Annotated in this window: 27 protein-coding genes; 21 read left to right on the top strand and 6 right to left on the bottom strand. The window is 67.6% G+C overall.

Going from position 1 to position 26957, the window contains the following annotated elements:
* Position 1 precedes the first annotated feature (1 nt).
* The 8 genes from CUJ89_RS26625 to CUJ89_RS26590 all read left to right on the top strand — a co-directional run bounded on the left by CUJ89_RS26625 (position 2) and on the right by CUJ89_RS26590 (position 8620).
* Complete coding sequence (locus CUJ89_RS26625; RefSeq protein WP_161556560.1) at positions 2-2422, top strand: SAM-dependent methyltransferase; 2421 nt, start codon at positions 2-4, stop codon at positions 2420-2422.
* The gene (locus tag CUJ89_RS26620) at positions 2419-3204 is read left to right on the top strand and encodes a streptomycin biosynthesis enzyme StrG (protein ID WP_114180336.1); all 786 of its coding nucleotides are present in this window, start codon (positions 2419-2421) and stop codon (positions 3202-3204) included. The genes CUJ89_RS26625 and CUJ89_RS26620 overlap by 4 nt, the downstream gene beginning before the upstream one ends.
* The gene (locus tag CUJ89_RS26615) at positions 3201-4376 is read left to right on the top strand and encodes a hypothetical protein (RefSeq protein WP_114180335.1); all 1176 of its coding nucleotides are present in this window, start codon (positions 3201-3203) and stop codon (positions 4374-4376) included. The genes CUJ89_RS26620 and CUJ89_RS26615 overlap by 4 nt, the downstream gene beginning before the upstream one ends.
* 110 nt (positions 4377-4486) lie before the next feature.
* A complete protein-coding gene (locus CUJ89_RS26610; RefSeq protein ID WP_114180334.1) occupies positions 4487-6154 on the top strand; it encodes a hypothetical protein in 1668 nt (555 codons plus the stop codon).
* Between the two features lie 288 nt (positions 6155-6442).
* Positions 6443-7087, top strand: a complete 645-nt coding sequence (locus tag CUJ89_RS26605) for a hypothetical protein (RefSeq protein ID WP_114180333.1) — start codon at positions 6443-6445, stop codon at positions 7085-7087.
* Positions 7088-7181: 94 nt separating this feature from the next.
* Positions 7182-7514: a RebB family R body protein gene (locus tag CUJ89_RS26600; RefSeq protein ID WP_114180332.1), complete on the top strand. Its 333-nt coding sequence runs from the start codon at positions 7182-7184 to the stop codon at positions 7512-7514.
* 190 nt (positions 7515-7704) lie between these two features.
* A complete protein-coding gene (locus CUJ89_RS26595; RefSeq protein ID WP_236654966.1) occupies positions 7705-8100 on the top strand; it encodes a RebB family R body protein in 396 nt (131 codons plus the stop codon).
* 196 nt (positions 8101-8296) lie between these two features.
* Positions 8297-8620 (top strand): RebB family R body protein, encoded by a 324-nt coding sequence (locus tag CUJ89_RS26590; protein WP_114181573.1) that lies wholly within the window; start codon positions 8297-8299, stop codon positions 8618-8620.
* A 76-nt stretch (positions 8621-8696) separates the two neighbouring features.
* On the opposite strand, the gene CUJ89_RS26585 is transcribed toward CUJ89_RS26590, so the two are convergent.
* Positions 8697-9527 (bottom strand): Crp/Fnr family transcriptional regulator, encoded by an 831-nt coding sequence (locus CUJ89_RS26585; protein ID WP_236654965.1) that lies wholly within the window; start codon positions 9525-9527, stop codon positions 8697-8699.
* Positions 9528-9778: 251 nt separating this feature from the next.
* Here CUJ89_RS26585 and CUJ89_RS26580 point away from each other — a divergent pair, with 251 nt between their 5' ends.
* The 4 genes from CUJ89_RS26580 (at position 9779) to CUJ89_RS26565 (ending at position 11924) form a co-directional block, all read left to right on the top strand.
* Complete coding sequence (locus CUJ89_RS26580; protein ID WP_114180330.1) at positions 9779-10336, top strand: RNA polymerase sigma factor; 558 nt, start codon at positions 9779-9781, stop codon at positions 10334-10336.
* Positions 10337-10449: 113 nt separating this feature from the next.
* Positions 10450-10743 (top strand): RebB family R body protein, encoded by a 294-nt coding sequence (locus CUJ89_RS26575; RefSeq protein WP_114180329.1) that lies wholly within the window; start codon positions 10450-10452, stop codon positions 10741-10743.
* A 35-nt stretch (positions 10744-10778) separates the two neighbouring features.
* Complete coding sequence (locus CUJ89_RS26570; RefSeq protein WP_236654964.1) at positions 10779-11393, top strand: hypothetical protein; 615 nt, start codon at positions 10779-10781, stop codon at positions 11391-11393.
* A gap of 318 nt (positions 11394-11711) precedes the next feature.
* Positions 11712-11924: a hypothetical protein gene (locus CUJ89_RS26565; RefSeq protein WP_114181572.1), complete on the top strand. Its 213-nt coding sequence runs from the start codon at positions 11712-11714 to the stop codon at positions 11922-11924.
* Positions 11925-12025: 101 nt separating this feature from the next.
* Here the strand turns inward: CUJ89_RS26565 and CUJ89_RS26560 are convergent, their stop codons facing one another.
* The 3 genes from CUJ89_RS26560 to CUJ89_RS26550 all read right to left on the bottom strand — a co-directional run bounded on the left by CUJ89_RS26560 (position 12026) and on the right by CUJ89_RS26550 (position 15030).
* Complete coding sequence (locus CUJ89_RS26560; protein ID WP_114180327.1) at positions 12026-12451, bottom strand: NUDIX hydrolase; 426 nt, start codon at positions 12449-12451, stop codon at positions 12026-12028.
* 94 nt (positions 12452-12545) lie between these two features.
* On the bottom strand, positions 12546-13934 hold the full coding sequence (locus tag CUJ89_RS26555; protein ID WP_114180326.1) for a nucleobase:cation symporter-2 family protein: 1389 nt from the start codon (positions 13932-13934) through the stop codon (positions 12546-12548).
* Between the two features lie 151 nt (positions 13935-14085).
* Positions 14086-15030: a LysR family transcriptional regulator gene (locus CUJ89_RS26550; protein ID WP_114180325.1), complete on the bottom strand. Its 945-nt coding sequence runs from the start codon at positions 15028-15030 to the stop codon at positions 14086-14088.
* Between the two features lie 115 nt (positions 15031-15145).
* Between CUJ89_RS26550 and CUJ89_RS26545 the strand changes: the two genes are divergently transcribed.
* Positions 15146-15871: an SDR family oxidoreductase gene (locus CUJ89_RS26545; RefSeq protein ID WP_236654963.1), complete on the top strand. Its 726-nt coding sequence runs from the start codon at positions 15146-15148 to the stop codon at positions 15869-15871.
* 43 nt (positions 15872-15914) lie between these two features.
* Here the strand turns inward: CUJ89_RS26545 and CUJ89_RS26540 are convergent, their stop codons facing one another.
* The gene (locus CUJ89_RS26540) at positions 15915-16895 is read right to left on the bottom strand and encodes a LysR family transcriptional regulator (RefSeq protein ID WP_114180323.1); all 981 of its coding nucleotides are present in this window, start codon (positions 16893-16895) and stop codon (positions 15915-15917) included.
* Between the two features lie 133 nt (positions 16896-17028).
* On the opposite strand from CUJ89_RS26540, the gene CUJ89_RS26535 reads away from it, so the two are divergent.
* The 8 genes from CUJ89_RS26535 to CUJ89_RS26500 all read left to right on the top strand — a co-directional run bounded on the left by CUJ89_RS26535 (position 17029) and on the right by CUJ89_RS26500 (position 26350).
* Positions 17029-17745 carry an SDR family oxidoreductase gene (locus tag CUJ89_RS26535; protein ID WP_114180322.1) on the top strand — a complete coding sequence of 239 codons (717 nt, stop codon included), beginning with the start codon at positions 17029-17031 and terminating at the stop codon, positions 17743-17745.
* Positions 17746-17992: 247 nt separating this feature from the next.
* A complete protein-coding gene (locus tag CUJ89_RS26530) occupies positions 17993-19456 on the top strand; it encodes an MFS transporter (RefSeq protein ID WP_114180321.1) in 1464 nt (487 codons plus the stop codon).
* Complete coding sequence (locus CUJ89_RS26525; protein ID WP_114180320.1) at positions 19453-20994, top strand: FGGY family carbohydrate kinase; 1542 nt, start codon at positions 19453-19455, stop codon at positions 20992-20994. The genes CUJ89_RS26530 and CUJ89_RS26525 overlap by 4 nt, the downstream gene beginning before the upstream one ends.
* 18 nt (positions 20995-21012) lie before the next feature.
* Entirely contained in the window at positions 21013-22692 is a 1680-nt protein-coding gene (locus CUJ89_RS26520) for a glycerol-3-phosphate dehydrogenase/oxidase (protein ID WP_114180319.1), read from the top strand.
* The gene (locus CUJ89_RS26515) at positions 22689-24251 is read left to right on the top strand and encodes an FAD-binding oxidoreductase (protein ID WP_114180318.1); all 1563 of its coding nucleotides are present in this window, start codon (positions 22689-22691) and stop codon (positions 24249-24251) included. Before CUJ89_RS26520 ends, CUJ89_RS26515 begins: the two co-directional genes overlap by 4 nt.
* Positions 24252-24256: 5 nt before the next feature.
* The gene (locus CUJ89_RS26510) at positions 24257-24832 is read left to right on the top strand and encodes a glycerol-3-phosphate responsive antiterminator (protein WP_114180317.1); all 576 of its coding nucleotides are present in this window, start codon (positions 24257-24259) and stop codon (positions 24830-24832) included.
* Positions 24833-24860: 28 nt separating this feature from the next.
* Complete coding sequence (locus CUJ89_RS26505) at positions 24861-25196, top strand: putative quinol monooxygenase (protein WP_114180316.1); 336 nt, start codon at positions 24861-24863, stop codon at positions 25194-25196.
* On the top strand, positions 25193-26350 hold the full coding sequence (locus tag CUJ89_RS26500) for an iron-containing alcohol dehydrogenase (protein ID WP_114180315.1): 1158 nt from the start codon (positions 25193-25195) through the stop codon (positions 26348-26350). The genes CUJ89_RS26505 and CUJ89_RS26500 overlap by 4 nt, the downstream gene beginning before the upstream one ends.
* A 60-nt stretch (positions 26351-26410) precedes the next feature.
* On the opposite strand, the gene CUJ89_RS26495 is transcribed toward CUJ89_RS26500, so the two are convergent.
* Complete coding sequence (locus CUJ89_RS26495; protein ID WP_114181571.1) at positions 26411-26932, bottom strand: hypothetical protein; 522 nt, start codon at positions 26930-26932, stop codon at positions 26411-26413.
* Positions 26933-26957 lie beyond the last annotated feature (25 nt).

Genomic DNA, 26957 nt, shown 5'->3' with positions numbered 1-26957 from the left:
CATGAGCACTGCCTGGTTTCAGCCGGACCATGAACGCTATCCCGATGCGGAAACGCATCGCCGCCGCTGGCGACACCTCGCACGCGAGATCGCGGCGCGCGCGGCGTCCATTACCGACGATCCGGCCGCGATTGCACCGCCGGCCCGGCCGGGTTCGCTGGAGATCCTCGGCTCCGGGATCGAGGCGAGCGGTTTCACCCGTGCCGACGAAGCGCGCATTCGTGCGGCGGATCACGTGTTCTTCTGCGTCGCGGACCCGGCGACGAAGGTCTGGCTGCTGCGCGAGCGGCCCGATGCCTACGACCTCTACACGCTCTACGACGACAGCAAGCGACGTTACGTCACGTACATGCAGATGGCCGAAGCGATGCTGCATCCGGTGCGACAGGGGCGCCGGGTCGTCGCGATCTTTTACGGTCATCCTGGCATCTTCGTGCTGGCGACGCACCGGGCCGTCCGGATCGCGCGGCGCGAAGGGCATCGCGCCGAGATGCGTGCGGCGGTCAGCGCGCTCGACACGCTTTGCGCGGACCTCGGCGTCGATCCCAGCCAGCCCGGCATGCAGATGTACGAGGCGACGGACATGCTGATCCGGAGCCGGCGGCCCGATACGGGATTGCACCTCGTGCTGTGGCAGGTCGGGCTGATCGGCGAGCTCGGGTATCGCCGGCAGGGGTATCTGAACAGCAACTTCTCGGTGCTGCTCGACTATCTCGAGGCGCTGTACGGTGCCGACCATCCGGTCGTGAACTATGTCGGCTCGCGCTATCCCGGCGTCGATCCGCTGATCGACCAGCAGACGATCGCATCGCTGCGGGATCCGTCGGTGCAGAACTGGGTGACGGGCATCTCGACCTTCTACCTGCCGCCGAAGGACGCGGCCCTCGCCGATGCGGCGATGCTCGGGCGGCTCGGGCTGCTGCACCCCGGCCAGCCGCTGCGCTCGACCGCCGATGCATTGCGCGTGATCGATCGCTATGGCCCGCGCGAACGCCGGGCGTTCACCGATTTCGCGACCTTCGACGTGCCGCAAAGCTACCAATGGCAGCCCGACAGCGCGGCCGCGCGGTTCGTGCTGGCGTTATGCGACGATCCGCACCTGCGCGAGCGCTATCGCGACGATCCCGCCGCGGCCGTCGCCGGCTGGTCGGGCCTGTCGCAGCGCGAGCGCGAGCTGCTGAGCCGGCGCGATGCGGGCGCGATCCAGCTCGCCGCGAAAGGGCTGCGCTCCGGTGGGGAGCCCGAAAACCGACGGCTGCTGAGCCTGCTGCTCGACCTCAAGTCGGCGAGCGCGACGCTGCTCGCGGCCGTCAAGCGCGCGCCGGCCGGCCGCGTCCAGGCGGCCGCCGCGTCGTGGAGCGGCGCACGCGGCATCGCGGCCGACTGGCCCGCGCTCGCCGCCGATTTCCAGCAACTGCTGCGTCGCGACCTGGCGGTATGGAGCGGCTTCTATCTGGCCGCCGGGCATGCGCTGTCGCTATCGGTGTTCGGCCGGCCGGACGGCAGCGTCACGCGCGTCGACCTGAACGGCGTGCGCGTGCAGGGCGCGCGCTTCGACAAGGGCGTGCTCACGTGGTCCGCCGATGCCGGCAATCCGTATTCGGGCTACCTGCAGCCCGATCTGCGCCCCGGCGGCCAGCGGCGCTGGGTCGGACTGATCTGGCCGGCGGGCGCCCATCCCGATACGTCGCACAAGCTTGTCGTGGACGAGTGCCTGGCGCGCCCGCGGCTGCCGACGAGCGCGATCGCCGGCGTCTATCCGTGGCTTGCGCCCGACGATGGCGAGCACCGGATCGCGATCCTGCCGACGCCGGCCGGGATGAGCGTCACGCTCGACGGCACGCCTGTCGACGAACCGCTGACGATCGGCCGCGACCATTTCACGCTCGGCGAACGCCGCGTGCCGCTCGCGACCCGCATCCGCGACGATGCACCCGCCGCGCACCTGCATGGCGAATACCGGTTGCTCCTGCGGCACGGGGCGCTGGCCGAGGTGAGCTCCGCTTGCGTCGATGCCGGCGGATTCTCGATCGGCGGGCGGCGCGTGGCGGCGACGTTCGACGGCGACGCGATGCAATGGCGCGACGGGCCGCCCGCGATGGCGAGCGGATCGCTGACTTTCACGCTCGACCCGATCACGCTACGTCCGCTCGTGCACGGCACCGCGCACGGCGCTAGCGGCGCGAGCATCGCGCTGCGCGGGATGGCGGCTATGAGCGACGCCGACGCCGCCGTGCTCGCCGCGACACCGCGGCTCGGACTGCCCGACTGGGCGTGGGCGCATCTCGTCGCGATCATGGCCGGGGCGAGCCGCAAGGGCGGGCTGTTCCTGTGGCACGGCTACGAGCGCGCATCGACCAATCTCGCGCGCGTCCGCCAAGTGCTTGCGCGACTGCATCGGGACGGAGCGGACCACGCATGAGCACGGTCATGTCCACCGACGCATCGATTGCCGACGTCGATCGCGCGAAACTCGTGCGCGAAGCCGGGCCGCGCCCGCGACGCCCATGGGTGCTGCTCGACTACGACACGGCGCGTTTCCCGTTCGCGGCCGTGCTGAGCCGCGACGTGTACAAGGTGCAGCGCCTCGACCGGCTGCATGCATACCTGCTCGACCATCGGCGGCGCAACGGGCGCAGCGCGCGGATCGGCCCACGCGACAACCTGATGGTGAGCGCAATGATGGAGCGCCAGCCTGCCGATGCCGATTTCTGGAAGCTCTACCACGGCTTCATGCTCGCACAGCTCGCGCCGCTGGTCGGGCGCGGGATTTCGTACACGAGCCATCCGAAGCTGCGCATCCACCTGCCCGGCACGGCCAGCATCAGCTCGTTCCATCACGACATCTGCGTCACACGCCGGATCGACCAGATCAACTTCTGGATGCCGTTCACCGACGTGTTCGACGGCGCGACGCTGTGGCTCGAGCGCGACTACGGCAGCGGCGATTTCGAACCGGTGCCGGTGCGATACGGGCAGGTGCTGATCTTCGATGGCGGCTATCTGGGCCACGGCACGGTCGCCAATCATTCGGGCGTGACGCGCGTGAGCCTGGACATGCGGTTTTCTTACAAGCGGGCGACGACGCGCGCCGAAGGCGTCGCGCTGATGGACCGGATCGTCGACGTGCTCGAGCGGCCGCGCGTCAGCGGCGACGACGCGGGGCCCGTCGAGCGATCCCTGACGACGCAGGAGGCACCATGATTCAGGAACTCGGGCAGCAGGCGCTGGCCGTCGCGGCGGACGTGGCGAATCTCGGACGCAACCGGCCGCGATCGGTCGGCGCAGTGCATTACGGCCCCGACGGCGCGAGCGTCGCGACCACCGGCCAGGCCAGCTACGCGGACGTGTCGGACGCGGGCGGCACGATCCGCTATGCGGCATCGCTCGCGGGCGGCGCGCCCCATTCGACGTCCGACATCGTCATCGATGCGCAAGGCCGCGCCGTGTCGTCGGCGACGCGGCTGCTCACCGCCGACGGCACGCTGCGGCGCACCGTGCAAGGCATCTATCGCGCGCTGGTGCTCGACCCCGCCGGCTGGCCGACCGACGGCGTCGCGCGTTTCTCGCTCGCCGGCCCTGACGGGTCGCCAAGCCATGTCGCCGAGATGACCTACGCGAACGAACGGCCGGCGCATTACTCGCTCGTCAACCACGCATCCGGCGGGAAGGGCGCGATCGCGGGCCGTCTACAGATCGATTTCGCGAACGCCGTGCTGGTCGGCACGCGGCTCGCAGGCGGCGAACTGGCGATCGTCCGCCAGGTCGGCCCGGCGCTGACGCTCGCGAGCACCGCGCGCTCGATCCTGACCGCGCACGGAACGCCCGGCCGGCTGCTCGCCATCAACTACGCGAAAGACGGCGCAACCGTGCGCCAACGCGTCGAATCCGACTACGGCGGCGTCGTGTTCGATGCGCGCGGCAAGATTCTCGACGGGCATCTGCTTGTCGCGCTGCAGCCGGCGGGCAGCGACACGCAGGTGGTGACGCTGTTTCGCTTCGCTAACGGCAAGCTGACCTCGACGCGCGTGCTGAAACCGGGGGACCCCGTGCCGCCGCCGCGCGAAGCCGCGCCGGCGAAACCCGTGCCGGGGCCCTGGCAGCCGACGCGTGCGCCGGATCGGACGCGGCGCGCGTTCCGCGCCGACGGCAGCCTCGCGCAGGTGCGCGACGAATGGATGTCGAGTGGCGGCGCCGCGCCGTGGCGCTCGCTCGTCACGGGTTTCGCGACCGACGGCAGGACAGCCGTGCGCGTGACCGACGTCGACTATCGCGCGGCGCAGTTCGCGACCGACGGGCAGCCGAGCGGCGGCACGATCATTTCCACCCGGTTCGAAGGGGGCGTGCGCTCGAGCACGACCCACGTCGTGTACTAGACGCAAACAGACGCAAACACGGCGCGCCCGCCGGGCAGGCGGCGCGTGTGCCGCGAGCGACGTCATCACCGTCAACCCGCGTTGTTCCTACTCACCTACGGAGAAAAGCGATGGCTATCAACCAGAACTGCTCGATCACCAACAAGTCGGGCAAGAGCGTCGTCGTGCTCAATGCGTTCAACTCGTCGACCAACGTCGCGAAGAACTCGTCGAAGCAGGGTTATCTGCAAGAACTGACACTGCTGGCGCTGTCGTCGGGCAGCAAGGTGCTGGCCAACGGCGCGACGGGCGCGGTCACGCTCGACGGGACCTACACCGATTCGAAGGGGCAGACCAAGCCGTGCTACATCTACCAGCTGCTGATTTCGCAGCCGGACTCGCTGTTCCCGGTGATGTCGGTCGGCGAGGCGCTCGATTTCGGCACGCAGGGCTACCCGCCGATCCCGGTGACCGAAGCTGCCGCCACCAACATGGCCAAGGCCCTCAGCTTCTGCCAGAACATCATGACGTCGCCGACGTCGAAGATGGCGACCGGCTTCCAGAGCGCGATGACCGACGCGTTCAAGCTGCCGTCGGTGTCCGACAGCGAGAAGGCGATCGCCGCGTTCTTCAACCAGTACGACCTGTTCAAGGGGCTCGACTTCCCGAGCTACGTCGCGGTCAGCACCTGGATGCGCGGCTATGCGTATCTGTGGGGCATGGACGACAAAGGCCAGCCGGGCCGGACCTACTACGTCTATTCCGCGCCGGGCGACGGCAAGACCGGCGCGACGTCAGAAGGCACGATCGTGTTCGCCAGGAAGTCCGGCGCGCCGTCGCCGGCCGATCCGGCCGACCGCCTGAGCGGCATGACGATCACGCTCACCGGATCGAGCGGCTCGACCAGCACGCTGTCGTTCGACAATGGGCAGGTTGTCGATAGCGCCGGCGCGGTCGCCCTCAATGCAGCATTCGGCTTCAAGGGAACCTTCACGGGCAAGGAGAGCGACACCACCGCATGGCCGATCCTGACCGGCACGCTGCTCAACAAGAAGGTGATCGCGATCCCGCTCGCGCCCGAGTCGGGCTGGGACAAGTTCTGGTCGAACCTCTCGTTCGAGAAGGTGCTCGGCTACTTCCTGCAGGCGATGGGCGTCTGGATGGCGCTCGATTTCCTGAAGCAGAAGCTGACCGGCAAGGACAACAAGCTTCAGGACGACCAGGCCAACGAGAATCGCGGCGATGCGCCCAACCAGCAACAGCAGCAGGATGCGCAGGATGCCGGCAACGAGATCGGCAATGACGCGCGGCAGCAGGACCAGCAACTGGCCGACCGGGCCGCGGGCGACGGCAACGTGCAGGTGCCGGCGGACGATGCCGCGTTCGCGAACGACGTGAGTGCGGCGCGTCAGTCGGGCTCCGAAGCATACAGCGAGGTGGCCGGGGACAACATCGGCGGCGGGATCGAAAGCGCAAGCACCCAGCTCAAGGATCTTGCACAGATCGAGGTCAACGAGCAGATCGAGGAGGCCGAGGGCAACCTGGTCGACGCGAGCTCGAAGCTCGAAGCCGGTCAACTGAGCGAAGCGAACCAAAGCCTCGGCGAGGTCACGCAATCGCTTCCCGACATCGTCGAGAATCTTGGCGACCAGGTGAGCCAGCAACTGAAGGATCAGGTCGAGGAAGCCGTCGAGGTGCAGCAAGAGGCGTCCGACGTCGCCGAAGAGACCAGCGATAACGCCGACGAGGCGGGCTCCGGCGAAGAGGAGCCGTTTGACGATCCTGTCATTCCCGAGTGAGCGGGAGGCGTTGATCCGTCGGGTTGCCCGTATGGGTGACCCGCCATGCTGCCTGCCCGGCTGCACACGGGTTCCGATTCGGTCGCCCCATTTCACAGACTCGTCGCACGGTTCGTCCCTGCAGCGGTCCTGCCGAAATTTCCGGCAGGGCCGTCGCGCGTCCATTTCCGGGAGAACACCATGCGATATCCATTGCAGTACGCAGACCAAGTTGCCTCGGCGCCGCTTCCATCCGAACCCGAACCGCACGCATCGGCGCCGCGGGCGGACATCGAGGAGGTGTGAGCCATGAGCAACGAAGCACTCGACCCCCTGCTGCGGCAGTTCGCAGAGAAGCGATTGGGACGGCCCCTCGAGCCTGGCGAAGAACGGGTGCTGCTGGAGCGGCTGCCGAGCAGGCACGGGAACCAGCCGGCGCCGGCCGCCGGCACGGCCACGCAGGCGCCCGCCGCGAACCCGCCCTTGCCGCAGTTGAAAACCCGGCAGGAGGCGCGCGAGCAGGTCAAGCATTTCCTGCAGCTCAACCAGCAGAAGGCGTACGAGAAGATGCGCGGCATCCTGCAGACGATCGATGCGCAGAACGAGACGACCCTCGGCATGCTGGCGTCGGAACAGCGGAAAGTGTCCGGCGTACTCGACGCGCACGAGCCGCAGGGCGACGCTCAGGCATCCGGCGCGGCCGACATCCAGGACAGCACCCGCCAGGCGCTGGCGATGATCGGCGAACAGCTGACGGGCCTCATCCGGCAGGAAATCGAAGCATGCTTCCGGCAATACGTCGATTCGCTCGCCGAACGGCTCGCCATACGGCTCGACGCGATAGACGACCGGCTGCAAAGCGTTGGCGCCGGTCCGACCGAACTGCCCGAACCGACCGCGCCGGATGCTGCCGCTGCCGTTCACGACACCCGCGGCCCAGCGTCCATGGAGTAGCACGCGGGTCATGCGGCTGAAGTCAAGCGGCTGAACGCGAGACCGGCCGGCCCCGATGTGCGACCTCTCAACTACGTAATTCAAGGAGCAAAAAATGGGTGATACGTGTCAAGTGTGCCAGGTCAATCCCGCGATTACCGATGCGGTCACACAGGTCAACGTCAAGGTGGTCGCCGAAGCGCCGGCAATGGCGATGGGCTCGCTGTACCAGGCCCAGAGCCATTCGCTCAGCATCCTGTTCGAGAACGCGGTGCAGCAGCAGTCGCAGGCCGCGATCCAGTCGCAGACGTCGACGAACGTGGGGACGATGCAGCTCTACACGATCGGGCCGGAAAGCGCGGGAGCGGCCGCCACGGAAATTGGCGCGAACGGGATCATCTCCGTGCTGGCCGACGTGATCGCGATCGGGAAGGCGATGAAAGGCTAAGGCGCCATCGCAACGCCGTAGTTGAGCGGCGGCACCGGCGGCACGAGCCGCCAATGCCGCCGCCGTGCCGCGGATCAGCGGCGCGGCCGCCGGCGCCTGAACAGCGGTGCCGCGCGGTGTTCCGGAGCAGCTGATAGAACGGGCAGAGCCGATTCGATGCGGCGCCCATTCGCAAACCAGGAGAAATACGATGCCAAACGACGCAAACGCGAACGCCGACGACCTGAGGGTCCCGAATGACCCGAAGGATCCGAAGGACCCCTGCAACTGCAAGACATGCGCGGTCAATGCCGCGATCACCGACGCGGTCACGCAGACCAACGTCAAGGTGGTGGGCGAAGCGCCCGCGATGGCGACGGGATCGCTGTACCAGGCCCAGAGCCATTCGCTCAGCGTGCTGTTCGAGAACGCCGTGCAGCAGCAGTCGCAGTCCGCGGTGCAGCTGCCGACCTCGACGAACGTGGGCACGATGCAGCTCTACACGCTCGGGCCGGCGAGCGCCGGCGCCGCCGCGACGGAAATCGGCTCGAACGGCGTGCTTTCCGTGCTGGCTGACGTGCTCGCGCTCGGCAAGGCGCTCGCCTGACGCGTAACCCGGTGTCGACGCCGGGCGGTGGCCCCGATCCCGGTGGCTGGCGCCCGGCGCCCGACGTCGGGTCGACGCCCGCGACGGCGAGCGCCCGCGGCGCATCGACGGCGCCGCGCGGCGCGCGTCGCCGACCGACCCACTCATGCTTTCGCCGCGACTGCGCCGCAGCGGCGAGCAAACCAGGAGCAACGACATGCCGGAACAGGTTTCCGCCGCGATTACCGATGCAGTCACGCAAGCCAACGCCAAGGTGGTGGGCGAAGCGCCCGCCGTGGCCTTGGGCACGCTCATGCAGTCGAACAGCCATGCGTCCGCGATCCTGCTTCACAACGCGGTGCAGATGCAGGCGAACCAGGCGATGTCCAACCTCGCCGCCACGACCGTCGGCATCATGCAGCTCTATGCCGGCTCGCCGGTGGCGTCGGCCAGCGCGGCGCGGTCGGCGAACGACAACTTTGCGTCGCAGCTGGCCGCCGTCGCGCAGTTGATGAACGCCATCGGCCACTGGCGCGGCTGACCCTCACCGCGCGCCGCGCAACCCGGCGCGCGCAACCTCCCCGCGACGCTGCACGACACACGTGCGTGCCGGGGCGTCAATTGGCGTCGACGATGTACCGGAGCTGATCCGGTTTCTCGATCGTCACACCGTGCTCGTGCAGCCGGATCAGGCCGTCGCGCTGCATCTTCTGCAGGCTGCTGTTCAGTCGCGGCCGGCTGACGTTGAGCATCGCGGCGAGGATGCTCTGGTTCTCCGGCAGCGGCACCTCGAGATCGCTCCCTTGCATGCGGTTCAACAGATGGCGCGCGAGCCTTGCTTCGAGCCGGTACAGGCATGCCGATTCGACGAAGTCGCTCAGCTGATGGATGTGCCGGCACAGCTGCTCATGGATGCGCTCCATGAAATCCGCGTTGGCCAGCAGCGGCGCGAAGTACTGGCGATGCAGCAGCGAAATGCGGCAGTCGGGGCTCAATTGGGCGGTGAAGCTGCGCCGGTGTGCGCGAACTAGCGTGCTTTCGCCGATGAGTTCGCCCGGCATCGAGTGGCCGAGAATGATTTCGCGTCCGCCGGGTTCGTGCAGCGTCTTGTAGACGCGGCCGCGGTGCACGAAGGCGACGAAATCTCCCGGATCGCCCTTGAAGAACAACAGGCGGTTGCCGTGTTCGGGCCAGGGCGTGACATGCCGCTCGATGTGAGCGAGCAGGCTTTCCGGGAGATCGGTGAGTATCGGTATAGTGCTCAGCGTTTGAACATTAGCAAGGGCAGGCATGGTTTCCGCGCGAGGTTGTTTGACGATGCGGCCACCTAGCGAAAAACGCTGCCTTTGGCACTGCGTGAAAAATGAATAATGAAGATGGCGAAATAATCGGCAAGCAGTCCGCATATGGCGGCACTTCGGCGGCAAGGACGCTTGGTCGATCGACAAGGATAGCCGCGTGCCGGCGCGCGAACGCATCGCGGCTGCAGTCGTTCTTTTTCATCGCGATGCCGTTATTCACGTCCGGCGGCGCGCCTGAAACGACGGTTTGGGCTATGCCGGGGGTTTAAAAATTTCCGTAATAATAATCAAGAAAATTTACCGAAACCGATTATCGTAATAACGGTGTTACGCGGGTAACAGCGCCATTCGCGGCATCGAATCGATTCTGTGTTTTCCATGAAAAAGGAAGGCACGGGATGACAACCTCGAACCAGCACGCTGCCCCGACGCCTGAGTCACCGGCGCAGCAGCTCGATCGCACGTGGCGGGAAATGCAGGGGAAATTGCGGCGCCGCGCGCGCCTGTTGTGCAAGGGCGATATTCACCGTGCCGACGAACTGCTCTCCGATACCGCACTCAAGGTCCACATTTACCTGCAGCGTTCGCCCGAGCGTGTTCGGAACCTGGCCGGCTTTCTCTTTCTGGCGCTGAACCACGCGTTCCTCGATGGCGCGCGCCGCCGTCTCCGCGAAAACGGCATGCTCGAATTCGACTCGGGCTGGGACGACGATCACACCGTCGAGCTGGCTGGCCATGCACCGTCGGTGGAGCAGCAACTACTGCTCCGGCAGCAGCTGCTGCGTCTCGAGCAGGCGCTGTCCGCGCTCCCGCAGCAGCAGCAGATGCTGTTCACGCTGAAGTTCGAGGAGGACCGGCCCTATCTGTACATCGCGGCGACGCTCGGGATCAACGAGCCGCTTGCCAGAAAGCGCGTCGAGCTGCTGCGCAAGAAGTTGCGCGAGGAACTCGCCTGAGCGCGTTCACGAACGCGGGCACGCAGCGTTCCTAACGGCATGCGCGGCGTCGATGGCCTGCCGGCCCGCCGTTCCTTCAATCGCATGCCGGAGCCGAGATCCGAGGAGGCCTCGTGGCAGACAAAGTCAATGAGCAGGTTACCGACGCGCTGACGCAGACCAATGTCAACGTCGTCGCGGGATCCCCGGCCCAGGCGCTGGGCATGCTTTACCAGATGTTCAGCCAGGCCGTCGGCATCTCGGCGCAGAACATGACCCAGCAGCAGGCGGCGCTGAACCAGATTTCGAACGCCGTCGTGTCGAAGGCGGTGGCCATGATCCTGTCCGTCGAAGCGTCGCCGAAGGGCGCATCGGGCGGCGCGTTGCCTGCAGCGACGGGCGGGCCGCAGACGGGTTCCACGCATTAGGACGCGATGACTCTCGGGATACCTGAATCATGAACATGAAAGGCCTTTTGGGCGGACGCGGCGACGGCGCGCCGCAGACGCCGAGCGATGCCGCAGACGCCGCAGACGCCGCCGCCGAAGCAACGACGCCGGCCGATGTCGCGCCGCACACCGCGGCGTCGAAGGCCGGCGCGCGCGCATGGCCGGTCAACCGGTTGCGCAGGCTCACCGATGCGCTGAAGGCGCCGAACCAGATCGCGGATGCGGCCGGGTCCGGCAGCCTGGCGCTGCAGACCGTGCAGGCGATCAACGCGGAGGCTGCGTCCTACGCGACGACGCAAATCGCCGTCGGCCCGAACATGATGATCACGCAGGCGGGCGGCCTGGTCGCGCAGGCGGCGGCCAACTACTTCGAGGCGTCGACGTCGCTGGCGATCGCGGGCAAGAGCGTGCTGATGAAGGATCTGGCGCAGAAGACCATCGACGAGAACGTGCCCGGGATGGCGATGGATGCGATGGGCCTGCTGTTGACGGACCTGTTCGTCGCGACTGCGGCGATCGTCGCGGGTGCCGCAGAGGCGATCGAAGGGGAGGCCGCGAGCATCGCGCTCGACAAGATCGACGAGAGCCTGCAGAAGTACCAGGCGCTGCTGGACAAGAAGGGCGCGTAGTGCGCGCCGGTGGCGCCGCGGCGCATCGCCGCTTCACGTCCGGTGGCGGCGGACGTCCTTGAGGAAGCAGGACGAAGGCAGGCGACGTGCCGATTTACAGCCTGCCGAATCCCGAGCATGAGGGCCGGAGAAATAATGAGTACACCGGCAGGTTCAGACGTCTATACCGGCTCTGTACCGCAGTCGCGATCGACAAAACTTGATCGGGAAAAACACTAAAATCTTGCGAATTATTTCCCGGCTATAGTGGCGTTACTGGCGGTAGGCGCGGCGCTTTTTGCCGATACCGGCCAGGTAATGACTGTAGACGGGTGCTGTATGAAAAATAAAATCGAAAAGACCGCCGGACCGATCTGGGGCGTGGCTGCAGGATTGCTTCTTGCGGTCGCAGGATTGGGTCTCGGCATCTTCCCGACGTCCTTGCACAGCTCGGGAAACGCAAACGACTTCATGGCATCCGGTGCCGCGATGCTGGGCATCTTCCTGGTCGTTTATTCCATGCACGAATTACGAAGAAAGCGCATGCACTGAGCGTTTGCGCGTCGCTGATCCACGAAAAACGACTTGAGCCGGCCGACGGCTCATGAGCGTGCTCGCCCTCGATGCGCACGAGTCGCACGGGATCCCGGACGCTACACCTTGCGGATTTCGTGGTGATAGACGAGTTCGACGATTCGCTTCGTCGGGATGCTCGCGCGCAATCCGTCGACGCCGTCGATGGGAAACCACTTGCATTTCTCGATCTCGTTGTTCGCCTGCGGCGTCTCGTCCGGGCCGACTTCCGCAAAGAACACGTGATGGATCTTCGCGAGCCCGGTGAACTGCATCGAGTAAACGAGATGCTGGCCGGTGATGCCGGTTTCTTCGCATAACTCGCGATGCGCGGCTTCGAGCGGCGTTTCCCCGCGCTTTATCGTGCCGCCGGGAAGGGCCCAGCGCGACGACGCACGCGCCACGAGCAACACTTGCTCGTCGCGGTAGCAGACGACGGTAGCCCGTTCCTTGATCAGTACGGTGCTGGTTTCGTCGGGAATCGTGGAGTCAGGTGCTTGGGACATGAAGCAATTCTAACCATCATGGTGCGCGCGGCCAAGCCGGTATTACGACGACGCGGCCCGTCAGGCGCACCGCGTCGTCATGCGGTTCGCACCGTTACTTCTTTTCCGGCAGGAACCAGTTCATCACGAGCGCACAGATGCCGCCCGTCGCGACGCCCGATTCCAGCACGTTCTTCAGCGCGTGCGGCAGGCTGTTGAGAATGTCCGGCACCTGCGACACGCCGAGGCCGAGCGCCAGCGACACCGCGATGATCAGCAGCGCGCGACGGTCGAGCGGGACACCCGCGAGGATGTTGATGCCCGATGCGGCCACTGCGCCAAACATCACCATCGCCGCACCGCCGAGCACGGGTTCCGGCACGGCCTGCAGCACGCCGGCGACGACCGGGAACAGGCCGAGCACCACGAGCATTCCCGCGATCCAGATGCCGACGTAGCGGCTCGCGACGCCGGTGATCTGGATCACGCCGTTGTTCTGCGCGAACACGGAGCTCGGGAACGTATTGAATACGCCGGCCAGCAGCGAGTTTGCGCCGTTGACGAGCACGCCGCCCTTGATTCGTTGCATCCACACCGGCCCTTCGACCGGCTCGTTCGAGATCTTGCTGGTGGCCGTGACGTCGCCGATCGCTTCGAGCGACGTGACGAGGTAGATGATCAGCATCGGCACGAACAGCGACCACGAGAAGCCGATGCCGAAGTGCAGCGGCGTCGGAACCTGGAACAGCGCGGCCTGGTGCATGCCGGTGAAGTCGAGGCGGCCGAGGAACGCGGCCGCGAGGTAGCCGATCACGAGCGCGATGACGAGCGCGGTGCTGCGCACCCAGACGATCGGCACGCGGTTCAGCAGGATGATCGTGCCGAGCACGAGGCCCGACAGCGTCAGGTTCTCGGCACTCGCGAACGTGCCCTTGGCCATCGCGCCATAGCCGCCGCCCATGCTGATGAGGCCGACCTTGATCAGCGTGAGGCCGATCAGCAGCACGACGATGCCGGTGACGAGCGGCGTGATCAGGCGCTTCACGAACGGCAGGATGCGCGACACGCCCATCTCGACGAACGACCCGCCAATGACGACGCCGAAGATCGCGGCCATCACGGTCTCGACCGGCGTGCCTTGCTTGACCATCAGGCTGCCGCCGGCGATCAGCGGGCCGACGAAGTTGAAGCTGGTGCCCTGGACGATCAGCAGGCCGGCGCCCAGCGGGCCGAAGCGCTTGCACTGGACGAAGGTGGCGATGCCGGAAATCACCAGCGACATCGACACGATAAGGGTCGTATCGCGGCTGGACACGCCGAGCGCCTGGCAGATCAGCAGGCCGGGCGTGACGATCGGCACGATGATTGCCAGCAGGTGCTGCAGCGCGGCGACGAAGGCGACCATCGGCGCCGGCCGGTCGTTCGGGCCGTAGACGAGGTCGCGGGCCGATTCTGCGGCGTCGGCGCCGTGGGCGGCGGGTTGGGCGGAGGAGGTGGGGTGCATGGCGAGCGGGCCGGACAAGGTGGAAAGTGCGGCATTTTAGCCGAAGGGCCCGCCGACGCCGCCGGGGCGCGCGGCAATGGCCGGGATTCGACGGAGCGGGGAAACGGCGGCGGATCGGTACCAGGCCTGCCGTGATTGCGGCGCCCGTCGATCAGCGGGCCTGGCGCGTCGCGACGGTGGTGGTGGTCGCGGTCGCGCTGAAGCCGGGCAGTTCGGGAATCCGCTGTTCCATGAACTGCAGGAAAGTGCGGGTCCTGAGCGGCAGGTAACGGCGTGACGCATACACGAGGTGCAGGGCATGCGGCGGAACCATGTCCCACTTCGGCAGCAACCGGACGAGCTGCCCGGCGTCGATCAGATCCTGAACGAGCCACGCCGGCGCGCTGCCCACCGCGTTCCCGGCCAGGAAGCATTCCCGCAGTGCGATCGAGCTGTTCACGCGGTACCGGCCGCGCACCGGAACGGCGACCTGGTCGTCGCCCCGGGCGAATGCCAGTTCGCTTCCGATGCCCGCGCGCGCGTAGCCGACATACGGGTGCCTCGCCAGGTCTTCCGGCCGGCGGATCCGCGGTGCCTGCGACACATACGCTGGCGTGGCCACCAGCAGGCGCGGCGACGACGCGATGTGGCGTGCGACGACATCCGGCGGCAGCACGTGGCCGAGGCGAATGGCGACATCGACGCCTTCCTCGACCAGATCGATCACGCGATCGGTCAGGTGCAGTTCGACGTCGATCTCCGGCCACGCGGCGAGGAATTCGAGCACGAGCGCGTTCAGCTTCAGCTCGCCCAGCCCCAGCGGCGCGTTGACGACCAGCTTGCCGACCGGCCGCAGCGTTTGCCCGCGCACCTCGGCCACCGCGCTCGCATATTCGTCGATCACGCGCTTGCAGCGGTCGTAGAACCGGCGGCCTTCGTCGGTCGGCGCGAGACTCGTCGTCGAGCGCTCGAGCAGGCGAACGCCCAGTTCCTTTTCGAACGCGGCGACGATCTTGCTGATCGTCGGCTGGCCGGTGCCTTCCTCGCGAGCGACCGCCGAAAAATTGCCCAGCTCGATGGCGCGGACAAACACGCGCATGGATCGCAGCGAATCCATCTGATTCCTTTATGGCATGAACCTTATTCAAGTCTCCCACGTTCCGGTGCAATAGAGAATGACCTAACGTTCGCGAACCTTCAATCCCGGATGAGGAGTCGACATGAACGAGGCAATGCAATCTTCGACACTGGACGGTATGCACGTCGTGATATTTGGCGCGAGCTCCGGAATCGGCCTCGCGGCCGCGGCCGCCGCGAAGGCGAGGGGCGCCCGCGTCACGCTGGTCGGCCGGACACGCGCGAAGCTCGAGGCCGCCGCGCAGGCGATCGGCGGCGCGCGCATCGCGGTGGCCGACATCGCGGACCGGCACGCGGTGCAGGCCGTATTCGACACGATGACGCGCGTCGATCACCTGGTCGTCACGGCTGGCCGCTTCATTGCCGGCAAGCTGAACGAGACCGACCCCGATCATCTGCTCGCCGCGCTACAGGAGCGTATCGCCGGGCCGGTCTACGCGATCCGGGCCGCGTTGCCGCTGATGCTCGCGACCGGCTCGATCGTGCTGACCGGCGGGCAGTTGTCGGATCGTCCGTCCGCGCAGGGCACGTCCGTCATTGCCGCTGCCGTACGCGGCGTCGAAGCGCTGGCGCAGTCGCTCGCGCTGGAACTGAAGCCGATTCGCGTCAACGTCGTCGCGCCCGGCTTCGTCGAGACGCCGCTGTACGACGCGTTCGGCCCGGAAGCGCGCGACGCGATCCTCACGGGGGCCGCCTCGGCCCTGCCTGGCGGCCGCGTCGGCCGCGCCGACGAAGTCGGGGAAGCGATTGCGTTCCTGCTGGGCAACGGCTTCATGAATGCCGCAATCCTGCACATCGACGGAGGCGGCCGATTGGTCTGAGCCGCGCGCGGCGTGCGGGCCGGCTTCGGCTGCCCGCGCGGCGTCAGCCGGCCGCGCGTGTTCCCGCGCGGCGGCGCGCCGGTGTGCGCGGCGCGCGGGACTCCGGATACGCGCGCTGGCAGACGGCAATGACCGCATCGCGCAGGCGGCGATGGACAGGGTCGCCATGCATGCGCGGATGCCACAGCGCAGAGACGAGGATCGCCGGCAGGCGGACCGGGATCTCGAAGCTGCGCAGCCCGAGGGCCTCCGCGAGCCCTGGCGAGAGCGCGTTGCCGAGGCTCGAGCGCGGCACCAGCGCGATCAGGTCGGTGCTGGCCGCGACGCGCATCGCATCGGGGTAGCCGGGGACGACGACGCGCACGGTGTGGCGCGAGCCGGGCCTGTCGGTCGAATCGTCCGCCGGCCCGCTGAAATCGCCGAGCTGCGATGCGATGACGTGGCTGCAGGCCGCATAGCGCGCGGGCGTGATCCTGGCCGACGCGAACAGCGGATGCCCGCTGCGCGCCACCGCGACGTGCCAGTCGTGAAAGAGCATGCGCGTGTGCAACTCCGGCGCGTCGTCGCCGCGCTTGCCGATTTCCAGATCGACCGTACCGTCGCGCAGCGCTTGCGGATCGCGGTCGAGCTTCGGTACGAAGCGGATGCGCACATGCGGCGCGACTTCGCCGAGCGCGGCGACCACCGGGCCGGATAGCATTTCCATGAACGACGCCGCCGCGCGAATGGTGAACGTGGACGCGAGCGTCGCCATGTCCGCGTCGGCCGTCGCCGGTCGGAGCACGGCGCGGGCGTCGCTTGCGATCGCATGCACGCGGTCGCGCAATGCGGCCGCGTGCGGCGTCGGCACGAGCTTGCGCCCGGCGCGCACCAGCAGTTGATCGCCGGTGGAAATCCGCAGCCGCGTGAGCGTGCGGCTCATCGCGGATGTGCTCAGGCCAAGCCGGCGCGCGGCGCCGGTTACACTGCCGTCCGACAGCAGCGCGTCGAGCGCGGTGACGAGGTTCAGGTCGATGTCTTCCATGCGGACAGGATACGCCAGGGCACGATTTGGCATGGCGTCGTATGCAACTATGGATTGCATCTGATGCGTCTGGCGCTTGCTATAGCGCATGCCTATAGTGGGCGCATGACAAAACCTGGCAAAGGCGGAAACCATGCAATCGACTGTATCGAACCCGAACGCACCCACGATCCTGCTCGTCGCGGCCTCGCGCGGCCTCGGGCTCGCAATGGCGGAGGTGTTCCTGAACAAGGGCTGGAATGTAACGGGTACCGTGCGTGAAGGATCGGGGCGCACGAAGTTGCAGGACCTGGCCGACCGGTTCGACGGCCGGCTCGAGATCGGGACGCTCGACATCTGCGAGCCGGCGCAACTGGCCGCGCTGCGCGAGCGCCTGTCGGGCAGGCGCTTCGACATGCTGTTCGTGAATGCCGGGACGACGAACGACCCGAACGAAACGATCGGCGAAGTGACGACCGACGAATTCGTGCGCGTGATGATCACGAATGGACTTGCGCCGATGCGCGTGATCGAGACGCTTCAGGATCTCGTGACTGCGGACGGCCTGATCGGCGCGATGTCGTCGGGGCAGGGCAGCGTCGCGAACAACGTCAGCGGGATGCGCGAGGTCTATCGCGGCAGCAAGGCCGCGCTGAACCAGTTCATGCGCAGCTTCGCGGCGCGCCAGGCCGACACGCCGCGCGCGATGGCGCTGATGGCGCCCGGCTGGGTCCGCACGGAGCTGGGCGGGCCCGATGCGCGCCTGACCATCGACGAGAGCGTGCCGAGCCTTGTCGACGTGCTGATCGCGAAGCGGGCGCGCCCCGGGCTCGAATACCTCGACTATCTGGGGCGGACGGTGCCGTGGTGAACGGAAACCACGGCGGTTTGTCGCGTCCGGCCGCATGCGCATGACGTTGTGCCCGCAACTATTTAACGGCGTGATGACGTGCCGCTCGCTGCATCGCACAACCGACTGCGCTTGACACAGGCGTGATGCCCGCCGTAAATTGCGCGGGCAGATCTAGATAAGAGACTATCTGTAAGATGGTCTCTCCATGCGTCGATCGCATCTGCAATGTCGAGCCTCTTACAGAACAAATATACGGAGGCCGATTGTGCAAACGATCGCGGTCAAGCTTCATGGCATTGAAGACGTTATTTCCTTTCTCGACGCGCGCCCCGGTATCGCGGGCAGGGCGGGGCTCGTCTGGTGGTTGTCGCTCGGCGGGCTGTTTCTCGACGCATTTTCCAACTCGGCATTGAGCGCCGGCCTCGGGCCGATGACGCACGAATTGCATCTGTCGGCCGCGCAGGTTGCGTGGATGACGTCGTTCGCGTCGTGGGTCGCGATCGCATTCAACCCGATTGGCGGCTGGATGGCCGATCGCTGGGGGCGCGTGCGGCCGCTGATCGCCGCGAAGCTGCTGTCGGTGATCGGTGCGCTGCTGGTGGTGTTTGCACCGGATTTCAATACGATTCTCGCGGGGCGCTTCTTCGTCGGGATGGCGTACGGGATCGACTTCGCGATCGCGATGGCAATGCTCGCGGAGTTCACGCCGGGCCGCCTGAAGAGCCGGCTCAATACCTGGCAGGGCATGTGGTATACGGCCGTCTGCCTGAACCTGCTGCTCGCGCTGCTGTTTCATGCATGGCAGGTCGGCGATTCGATCTGGCGTTACTCGGTCGCGGCTACCGCGGTGTTCGGCGTGACGATTTTCGCGCTGCAATGCGCGTTCCTCGTCGAAAGCCCGATCTGGCTCGCGCGCAAGGAACGCCTCGACGACGCGGCACGCGCGATGACGCGCATCTATGGGCAGGCATTCGTCGCAGCGCCTTCGCATGAACGCACGCCCATCGTCAATCCGGCCACGCGCGGCCTGGCGAACGTGCTGCTGATCTTCCGTGGCGTCTACCTGCCGCGCACGATCCTGGCCGCGACCGTGCAGATCGGACAGTCGATCGAATACTTCGCGATCGGCTGGTATCTGCCGCTGATCAGCGCCGCGCTGTTCGGCAAGGACTTCGTCTACGCGACACTCGGCGCGCTCGTGTTCAACCTGTTCGGGATCGTCGGCGGTTTCTCGTCGTCGGCGGTCGGCCGTCGCGTCGGCCTGCGCCGCGCGTCGGCGATCGGTTTCGCGGCGGTCTGCGCGATGCTGGTCGCGCTCGGGCTGTTCCATGCACACATGCCGCTGTGGCTGTCGGTGGTCGTGCCGTCGCTGTTCATCCTGTTCCACTCGGCCGGCCCCGGCGCGAACGGCAAGAGCCTGTCGTCGCTGTCGTTTCGCGGCGAACTGCGCGCGGGCGCGAACGGCATTGTCGGCGCGCTCGGCTCGATCGGCGCGGCACTCGGCCTGCTGGTCTTTCCGCTGTTTCGTGCGCGCTACGGCCTCGAACACACGTTCCTGATCCTCGCGATCGTGCCGTGCGTCGCGAGCGCGATTTGCTTCGCGATCCGCTGGGATCCGACGCGCACGACCATCAATCCCGACAACGAACCCGACGCGCCGCACTTCGGCGATGACGCGCGCGCCACGTCGGCCTTCCTGAAACCCGCCATCGAGAAAACGCAGCGATGACCGATTCCCGAAACGCCATTCTCGCCATCGACGAAGGCACGTCCGGCACGCGTGCCGCGCTCGTCGACGCGAGCGGACACGTGTCGTGCCTTGAATACCTGCCGCTGTCGGTCGAGAGCCCGCGGCCAGGCGTCGTCGAACAGGACGCGAACGCGATCCTCGACAAGACGCTCGCGGTCTGCCGCGCGACGCTCGAGCACGCGCACGATCGGGGTGTGCGCATCGTCGCGCTTGCACTCGCGACGCAGCGCGCGACCGCCGTGCTGTGGGATACGCGGACCGGGCGCGCGCTCGTGCCCGCGATGGTCTGGCAGGACACGCGCCATGCGGCCGAGCTCGACCGTCTCGCGGCCGACTGGGACAGCGTGCTCGTGCCGCAGGTCGGCCGGCCGGCGGGCGTGCGTTCGCCGTATCTTTGGGCTGTGCACCAGATGCGCACGTCGCAGGCGGTGGCCGACGCGCGTCGCGCCGGCTGTCTCGCGTTCGGCACGATCGACACGTGGCTGCTGTGGCATCTGTCCGATGTGCGCGAGTGCGTGACGACGCCGACCCACGCGACTTCCGCCAGTGCGTACCTGCTCGGCGAACATCGCTATTTCGACCCGTGGCTCGACGCGCTCGGCTTTCCGCACGAACTGCTGCCCGCGCTGCGTGAGGACGCCGACACATTTGGCCGCACGCGCCAGGACGTGCTCGGCATCGACGTGCCGATCCTTGCCTGCGCGGGCGACCAGTTCGCGGGTGCGGTCGGTCTCGGCTGCGTCGAGCGCGGCCAGGCGATGTGCGTGCACGGCACCGGCAGCTTCGTCGACCTGCTGACCGGTACGGTGTGTCCCGATGCCGGATCGCATGCACAACCCGGTCACGCGCATGACGGTACGCTGGCGATGACCGCGCGGCGACACGGCGGCGTGTCGCATTACTCGCTCGAAACCTTCGTCGCGACAACGGGTTCGGCGCTACGCTGGGTCTGCGAAAAACTGCGCTGGTTCGACGATCCCGCGCAGATCAGCGCGCTGGCGGGCACCGTGCAGTCGGCACGCGGCGTGACGTTCGTGCCGGCGCTCACTGGCCTGCGCGTGCCGCGGATGGAGCCGAATGCGCGCGCGTTGCTGTCGGGCATCTCGATCGCGACGACGCAGGCCGAGGTCGCGTATGCGGTGCTCGAAGGCATCGCGCATTCGGTCGCGTCGTGCATGGAGGCCAACCAGGCCGTGGCGCGGGCCGACGTGTCCGAGTTGATCGTCGGCGGAGGCCTCGCGGGCAGCGACACGCTGCTGCAGATCCAGGCCGACGTGAGCGGTGTGCCCGTGCGCCGGATGCGCGAAGGCGATCGCGCGAGCCTGCGCGGCGCGGCGTTTCTCGCGGGCGCGTCGGGGCTGCTGTGGGATTCGCTCGACGCGGCCCGTGCGACGCTCGTTACCGACACCATTTTCGAACCCTCGATCGATGCGGACAGCCGGCAGCGCCGGCGCGCGGCCTGGCATGCGCGGATCGCATCCGAGCTCGCGCACGCGGCCGATTTTGCTCACGCGTAAGCACGGAGAACGACCAGCATGATGTTTTTGCCATCCAGAAAACCGCGGACGGACCGTGCCGGCATGACGGGAACCGAGCCGCTGCGCGTGAACCGCGACGAGCATCTGGCGCGACTCGAGACGGATACGTTCGACGTGCTGATCGTCGGCGGCGGCGTGACAGGCGCGTACGCGGCATTCGACGCGAGCCTGCGCGGGTTGCACGTCGCGCTCGTCGAGAAGAGCGATTTCGCGTCGGGGACGTCGTCAAAATCGTCGAAGATGGTGCACGGCGGGCTGCGCTACATCGAGCAGGGCAATCTCGGGCTCGTGCGCCATTCGCTGCTCGAACGGCAGCGGCTGCGGCGCAACGCGCGCCATCTCGTGCAGCGGCTGCCGTTCCTGTTCCCGGTGATGGAGCGCGAAGGCGTGTTCGACCAGCGTCTCGCGAAAGCCTTCGAAAGCCTGCTGTGGACCTATGACATCGCCGGCGGCTGGCGCGAGGGCATCCTGCACCAGAAGCTGACGAAGGCCGAGGTGCTGTCGCATTGCCCGACCTTCAACGAGACCTACCTGACGGGCGGCTTCCTGTACTTCGACGCGCGCGTCGATGATGCGCGCCTGACGCTGAACCTCGTGCGCACGGCCGCGTTTCACGGCGCGGCGGTGGCGAACCACGCGCGTGTGGTCGAGCTGACGCGCGACGGCCACGGCAAGGTCGACGGCGCGATCGTGCATGCGGACGGCCGCGAGCGGCGCGTGCGCGCGCGCGTGGTCGTGATGGCCACGGGCGTGTGGCTGCGCGACTGGACCGGCGCGCGCAAGGGCGACACGTCCGCGTTGCAGGTGCGGCCCGCGAAGGGCGTGCACGTCGCGATTCCGTGGCTGAAGATCCGCAACGACTGCACGGTGACAATTCCGGTGCCGGGCCGCAACCGCCGCGCGACGATCACGCGCTGGGGCAACGTGTCGTATCTCGGCACGACCGACGAGGACTACGACGGCGATCTCGACGACGTGCACTGCACGCGGCAGGAGCTCGATTTCCTGCTCGACGGCGCGCGTTCCGCGTTGAAGGCCGACCTGAGCGCGGACGACGTGGTCGGCAGCATCGCCGGATGCCGGCCGCTCGTCGGACCGCCCGGCGGCAAGACGATCGAGATGAAGCGCAATCACGAGATCCATGTCGCGCCCGACGGGCTCGTGACGATCGTCGGCGGCAAGCTGACGACGTCGCGGCACATGGCCGAGCAGACGATCGATACGGTCGGCAAGCTGCTCGGCCGTCGCACGCGCTGCCGTACGAAATCCGCGTACCTGCTCGGCGCGGCCGGTTACGACCCGCAGGCGATCGTTGCGTCGGGCGGGCTCGCCGCGCATCTCGGCGAACGCTACGGCACCGAGGCGCGCTTCGTCGGCGATCTCGCCGATGCGACGCCGTCGCTGCTCGCGCCGATCGTCGAAGGGCTGCCGTACAGCGAAGCGGAAGTGCTCTATGCGGTGCGCCACGAATTCGCGCGCAGCATCGACGACGTGCTGTCGCGTCGCACACGCGCGCGACTGATGGCGCGCGACGCATCGGCGCGCGCGGCACCGCGCGTCGGCGCCATCCTCAAGGCGGAGCTCGGCCTGTCCGATGCAGCCGTCGCCAGCCAGGTGCGCGACTACGTCGCCGCCATTGCACTCGAAAAAGCCATCCTCATGGGAGAAAACGGATGATCAGCAAGGAAGCCATCAAGCGCGGCTACAACCGCGGCAACTACGTCGTCGGCGCGCATACGCCGCCGCCATACGCGCTGAACCTGCCCGCGGCAGGCGGCGCGCAGGTCGAAGCCGGCATGCAGCGTGCACCGGTCCCGGTGTCGCAGCAGCAGGTCGACGCGTTGCGCGCGGTGGCCGACGAGGTGCTTGCGCGGCCGGCCGACGTCGTCGCGTGGACGCGCGACTGGTGGGCCGCGTCGATGGTGGCGGAAACAGGCGGCCGGCCCGCGACGCCGCACGCGGTCGTCGTGCGCGTGTCGACGGTCGAGCAGGTGCAGGCCGTGATGCGCATCGCGCACGCGGCGACGATTCCGGTGACGGCGTCGGCCGGCCGCAGCAACGTGACGGGCGCGGCGCTGCCCGTGCGCGGTGGCATCGTGCTCGACGTGTGCGGGCTGAACCGGCTGATCGGGGTTGACACCGAGAGCCAGATCGTCGATGTCGAAGCCGGGATGTTCGGCGACGTGTTCGAGGAGACGCTGCAGCGCGAGCACGGACTGACGATGGGGCACTGGCCGTCGTCGTTCGGGATCAGCACGGTGGGCGGCTGGATCGCGTGCCGCGGCGCGGGGCAGCTGTCGACGCGTTACGGGAAGATCGAGGACATGGTGTTCGGGATGGACGTGGTGCTCGCGGACGGCAGCCTGGTCACGCTCGGCGGCTATTCGCGCGCGGCGGTCGGCCCCGATCTGCAGCAGCTGTTCATCGGCAGCGAAGGGACGCTCGGCATCATCGTGCGCGCGCGCCTGAGACTGCATCGGCTGCCCGACTACGGCCGCGCGATCGCGTACGGCTTCGGCACGTTCGCGGCCGGCCTCGATGCCTGCCGCGAGATCCTGCAGCGCGGCGCGAACCCGGCCGCGCTGCGGCTCTACGATTCGCTCGAAAGCGGCGTGCAGTTCGGGCTGCCCGATACGAACGTGCTGCTGATTGCGGACGAAGGCGCGCGAGAGATCGTCGATGCGGTGATGGCGATCAGCGCGCGCGTAGGCGAGGAAGGCGGGCGCAGGCTCGACGGCGACGCGATCTTCGAGAAGTGGCTCGACACGCGCTACCTGACCGGCAAGAGCGCGGAAGGCTTCAAGCGCAGCCCCGGCTTCGTCGCCGATACGCTGGAGATGTGCGGCCGCTGGCGCGACCTCGCGGCGATCTATCGCGACGTGGTGGCCGCGCTGCAGGCCGTGCCGGGCACGCTGGCCGGATCCGCGCACCAGTCGCATGCGTATGCGGACGGCGCATGCCTGTATTTCTCGCTGCGCGGCGACGTCGCGGTGGCCGAGCGGGCTGCGTGGTACCGCGCGGCGTGGGACGCGGCGAACGCGGTGCTGATCCAATACAATGCGGCGTTGAGTCATCACCACGGCGTCGGGCTGCTGCGTTCGCCGTACATGCGCGATTCGCTGGGAACGGCGTTTCCGGTGCTGCAGACGGTGAAGCGCGCGCTCGACCCGAAACACATCCTCAACCCCGGCAAGCTCGGTCTCGGCGACGAGACCGGCCCGCACGTCGACCGGTAAACGTCATGGACAAGTCGCTGGGCGCGCGTCTCGCCCGTCATCCCGTCATCGCCACGCTGTACGGCGCCGAGCAGGCCGACAGCTTCATCGATAGCGCGGCCGAGGTCGGCATCGTCGCGAACGTCGACCTGCGGAGGCTGCAGGAGGTGGTCGTTGCGCTCGCCCGGGCCGGCAAGTTCGTGATCGTCAACATCGACAGTTGCGACGGGCTGTCGCAGGACAAGGGCGGCGTCGAGTATCTGGCCGATATCGGCGTCGCGAGCGTCGTGTCGACGCGCGTCGCGACGATCCAGCGCGCGAACCGCGCGGGGCTGATCACGATGCAGAAGGTGTTCGTGACCGACCGTTCGACGTGGCCGCGCAGCGTGAAGGCGATCGAGCAGAGCGATCCGAACCTCGTGCAACTGATGCCGGCGCCGATGCTCGCGCACCTGAGCGAAGCCGACCGGCAGGCGCTGCCGCCGATCGTTGCGTCGGGTTTCGTCGGCAACGCGGACGACGTGCGCAGTGCGAGGCGGCACGGCGCGGTCGCGGTGTCGACGAGCGACCGCGCATGGTGGAATTTCGACCCGTCGTCGTGACGGCCTCCTGTCGAACACGGAGCACAGCATGAACGAACCTTACCTGCAGGTCATCGCGCATTACTTCGCGAAGCCCGGCAACGGCGAGCGCGTGATCGAACTGCTCGCGGAGCTCGCGCCGGCGACGCGCGCCGAGCCGAAGAATCTCGACTACGCGTATTTCCGGTCGCCAGCCGATCCCGACCACATCGTGATCCTCGAGCGTTACCGCGACGCGGACGGCCTCGACGCGCATCGGGAAACGCCGCATTTCCAGCGGATCGGGATCGGGGCGATCATTCCGTTGCTCGATCGCCGCGACGTGTCGCGCTACATGGTGCAGCCGGACACCGGCACGGCGACACCCCCGGGAGACACCCGATGAACCCGTTTCAATTCCGTACCGTTCCGACGCAGGTCGTCGAATTCGGCGCCGCGCGCCGGCTCGGCGTGTTGTTGCGCGAACGCTTTCCGGCACTCGTGCGGCTGTGCGTCGTCACCGATGCGTTCCTGCATCGCAGCGGCGTGCTCGCGCCCGCGCTGGAGAGCCTCGCCGCGCACGGCTGGCAAGTTACCGTGATCGACGACGTGATCGCCGATCCGCCCGAGCACGTGGTGCTCGAAGCAACCGAGCGGGCGGTGGCGGCCGATGCCGAGATCGTGCTCGGCCTGGGCGGCGGTTCGTCGATGGACGTCGCGAAGCTGATCGCGGTGCTCGCGCCGGGGCAGCAGGCGCTGGCCGACATGTACGGCGTCGACAAGGTCGCGACCGCGCGGCTGCCGCTCGTGCAGATGCCGACGACGGCCGGCACGGGCTCCGAGGTAACGGCCGTGTCGATCGTCACGGTCGGCGAGGCGCGCAAGATGGGCGTCGTGTCGCCGCACCTGTTCGCGGATGTCGCGATCCTCGACGCCGAGCTGACGCTCGGCCTGCCGCGCGCCGCGACGGCCGCGACGGGCATCGACGCGATGGTGCATGCGATCGAAGCCTATACGTCCGCGCGACTGAAGAATCCGGTGTCCGACATGCTGGCCGTGCACGCGCTGACGCTGTTGTCGCGCAACCTGCTCGTGGCCTGCGACGACGGCGGCAACCGGCCCGCGCGCGAGGCGATGCTGGTCGGCGCGATGTTCGCCGGGCAGGCGTTCGCGAATGCGCCGGTCGCGGCCGTGCATGCGCTGGCCTATCCGGTCGGCGGCATCTTCCACGTGCCGCACGGGCTGTCGAATGCGCTGGTGCTGCCGCACGTGCTGCGCTTCAACGCGCCGGCCGCCGCACCGCTGTATGCGGAACTCGCGGCGATCGTCGCACCGTCGGCGACGGGTAGTGACGAAGCGAGGACGCATGCGCTGATCGGCGAGATCGATCGGCTGATCGTCGCGACCGGCATCCCGTGCACGCTGCGCGAGGTCGGCATCGGGGAGGGCGACCTGCCGGGGATGGCGTCGGACGCGATGCTGCAGACACGCCTGCTCGTGAACAATCCGCGCGAGGTGACGGAGGCCGACGCGCTGGCGATCTATCGGCAGGCGTGGTGACGCGGCCGGCGTGAACGGTCGGCGGGCAACGGCGCGATGCCGCTGGCCGGCCGGGCGCCGCTATTTCAGATCGCGATCCTTGCAGGTCGGCTCGAGTTCGCCGTCGAAGTACTGATACAGGTGCACGAGCAACGTGTTGGCGCCGACCTTGCGCCCGAGGTAATGGGTGCCTTCCATCGACGTGCAGGTCGAGAACGCGAGTTGCAGCCCGCCGTCGAGCACGGCTTCCGGGCGCGCGCCCTGGCGCACGAAGCGCGCGGAGCCGGCCACGCCGAAGCCGCGCGTGTCCGCCGGAACCGACTTCGGCAGCGACAGCGCATACGCCGCGATCGTGCGGTCGTCGTGCAGGTTGTCGAGAATCTGGTTGGCGGGCTTGCTGGCGGGCCCGGTGATCGTCGCGCAGCAGTGCGCGATGCCCTTGTCGTCGTCCGGCAGGACCTGCAGCGATGTGCCTGCCGCCAGATGCGTGTTCGGCGTGTAGTAGACGCCGTCGGCGACCACGCCGACCTGCTGCGCGTGCGCGGCGAGGGAGACGGCGAGTGCAGTGGAGATCAGGAGCGGACGAAGCGGTCGGATGGGCATGATGGCGGCGATGATACACGTCGTG

The sequence above is a fragment of the Burkholderia pyrrocinia genome, assembly GCF_003330765.1.
GTDB classification, from domain to species: Bacteria; Pseudomonadota; Gammaproteobacteria; order Burkholderiales; family Burkholderiaceae; genus Burkholderia; species Burkholderia pyrrocinia_B.
The sequence above is the reverse complement of the archived record's forward strand: the minus strand, read 5'-3'. Positions and strand labels throughout refer to the sequence as shown.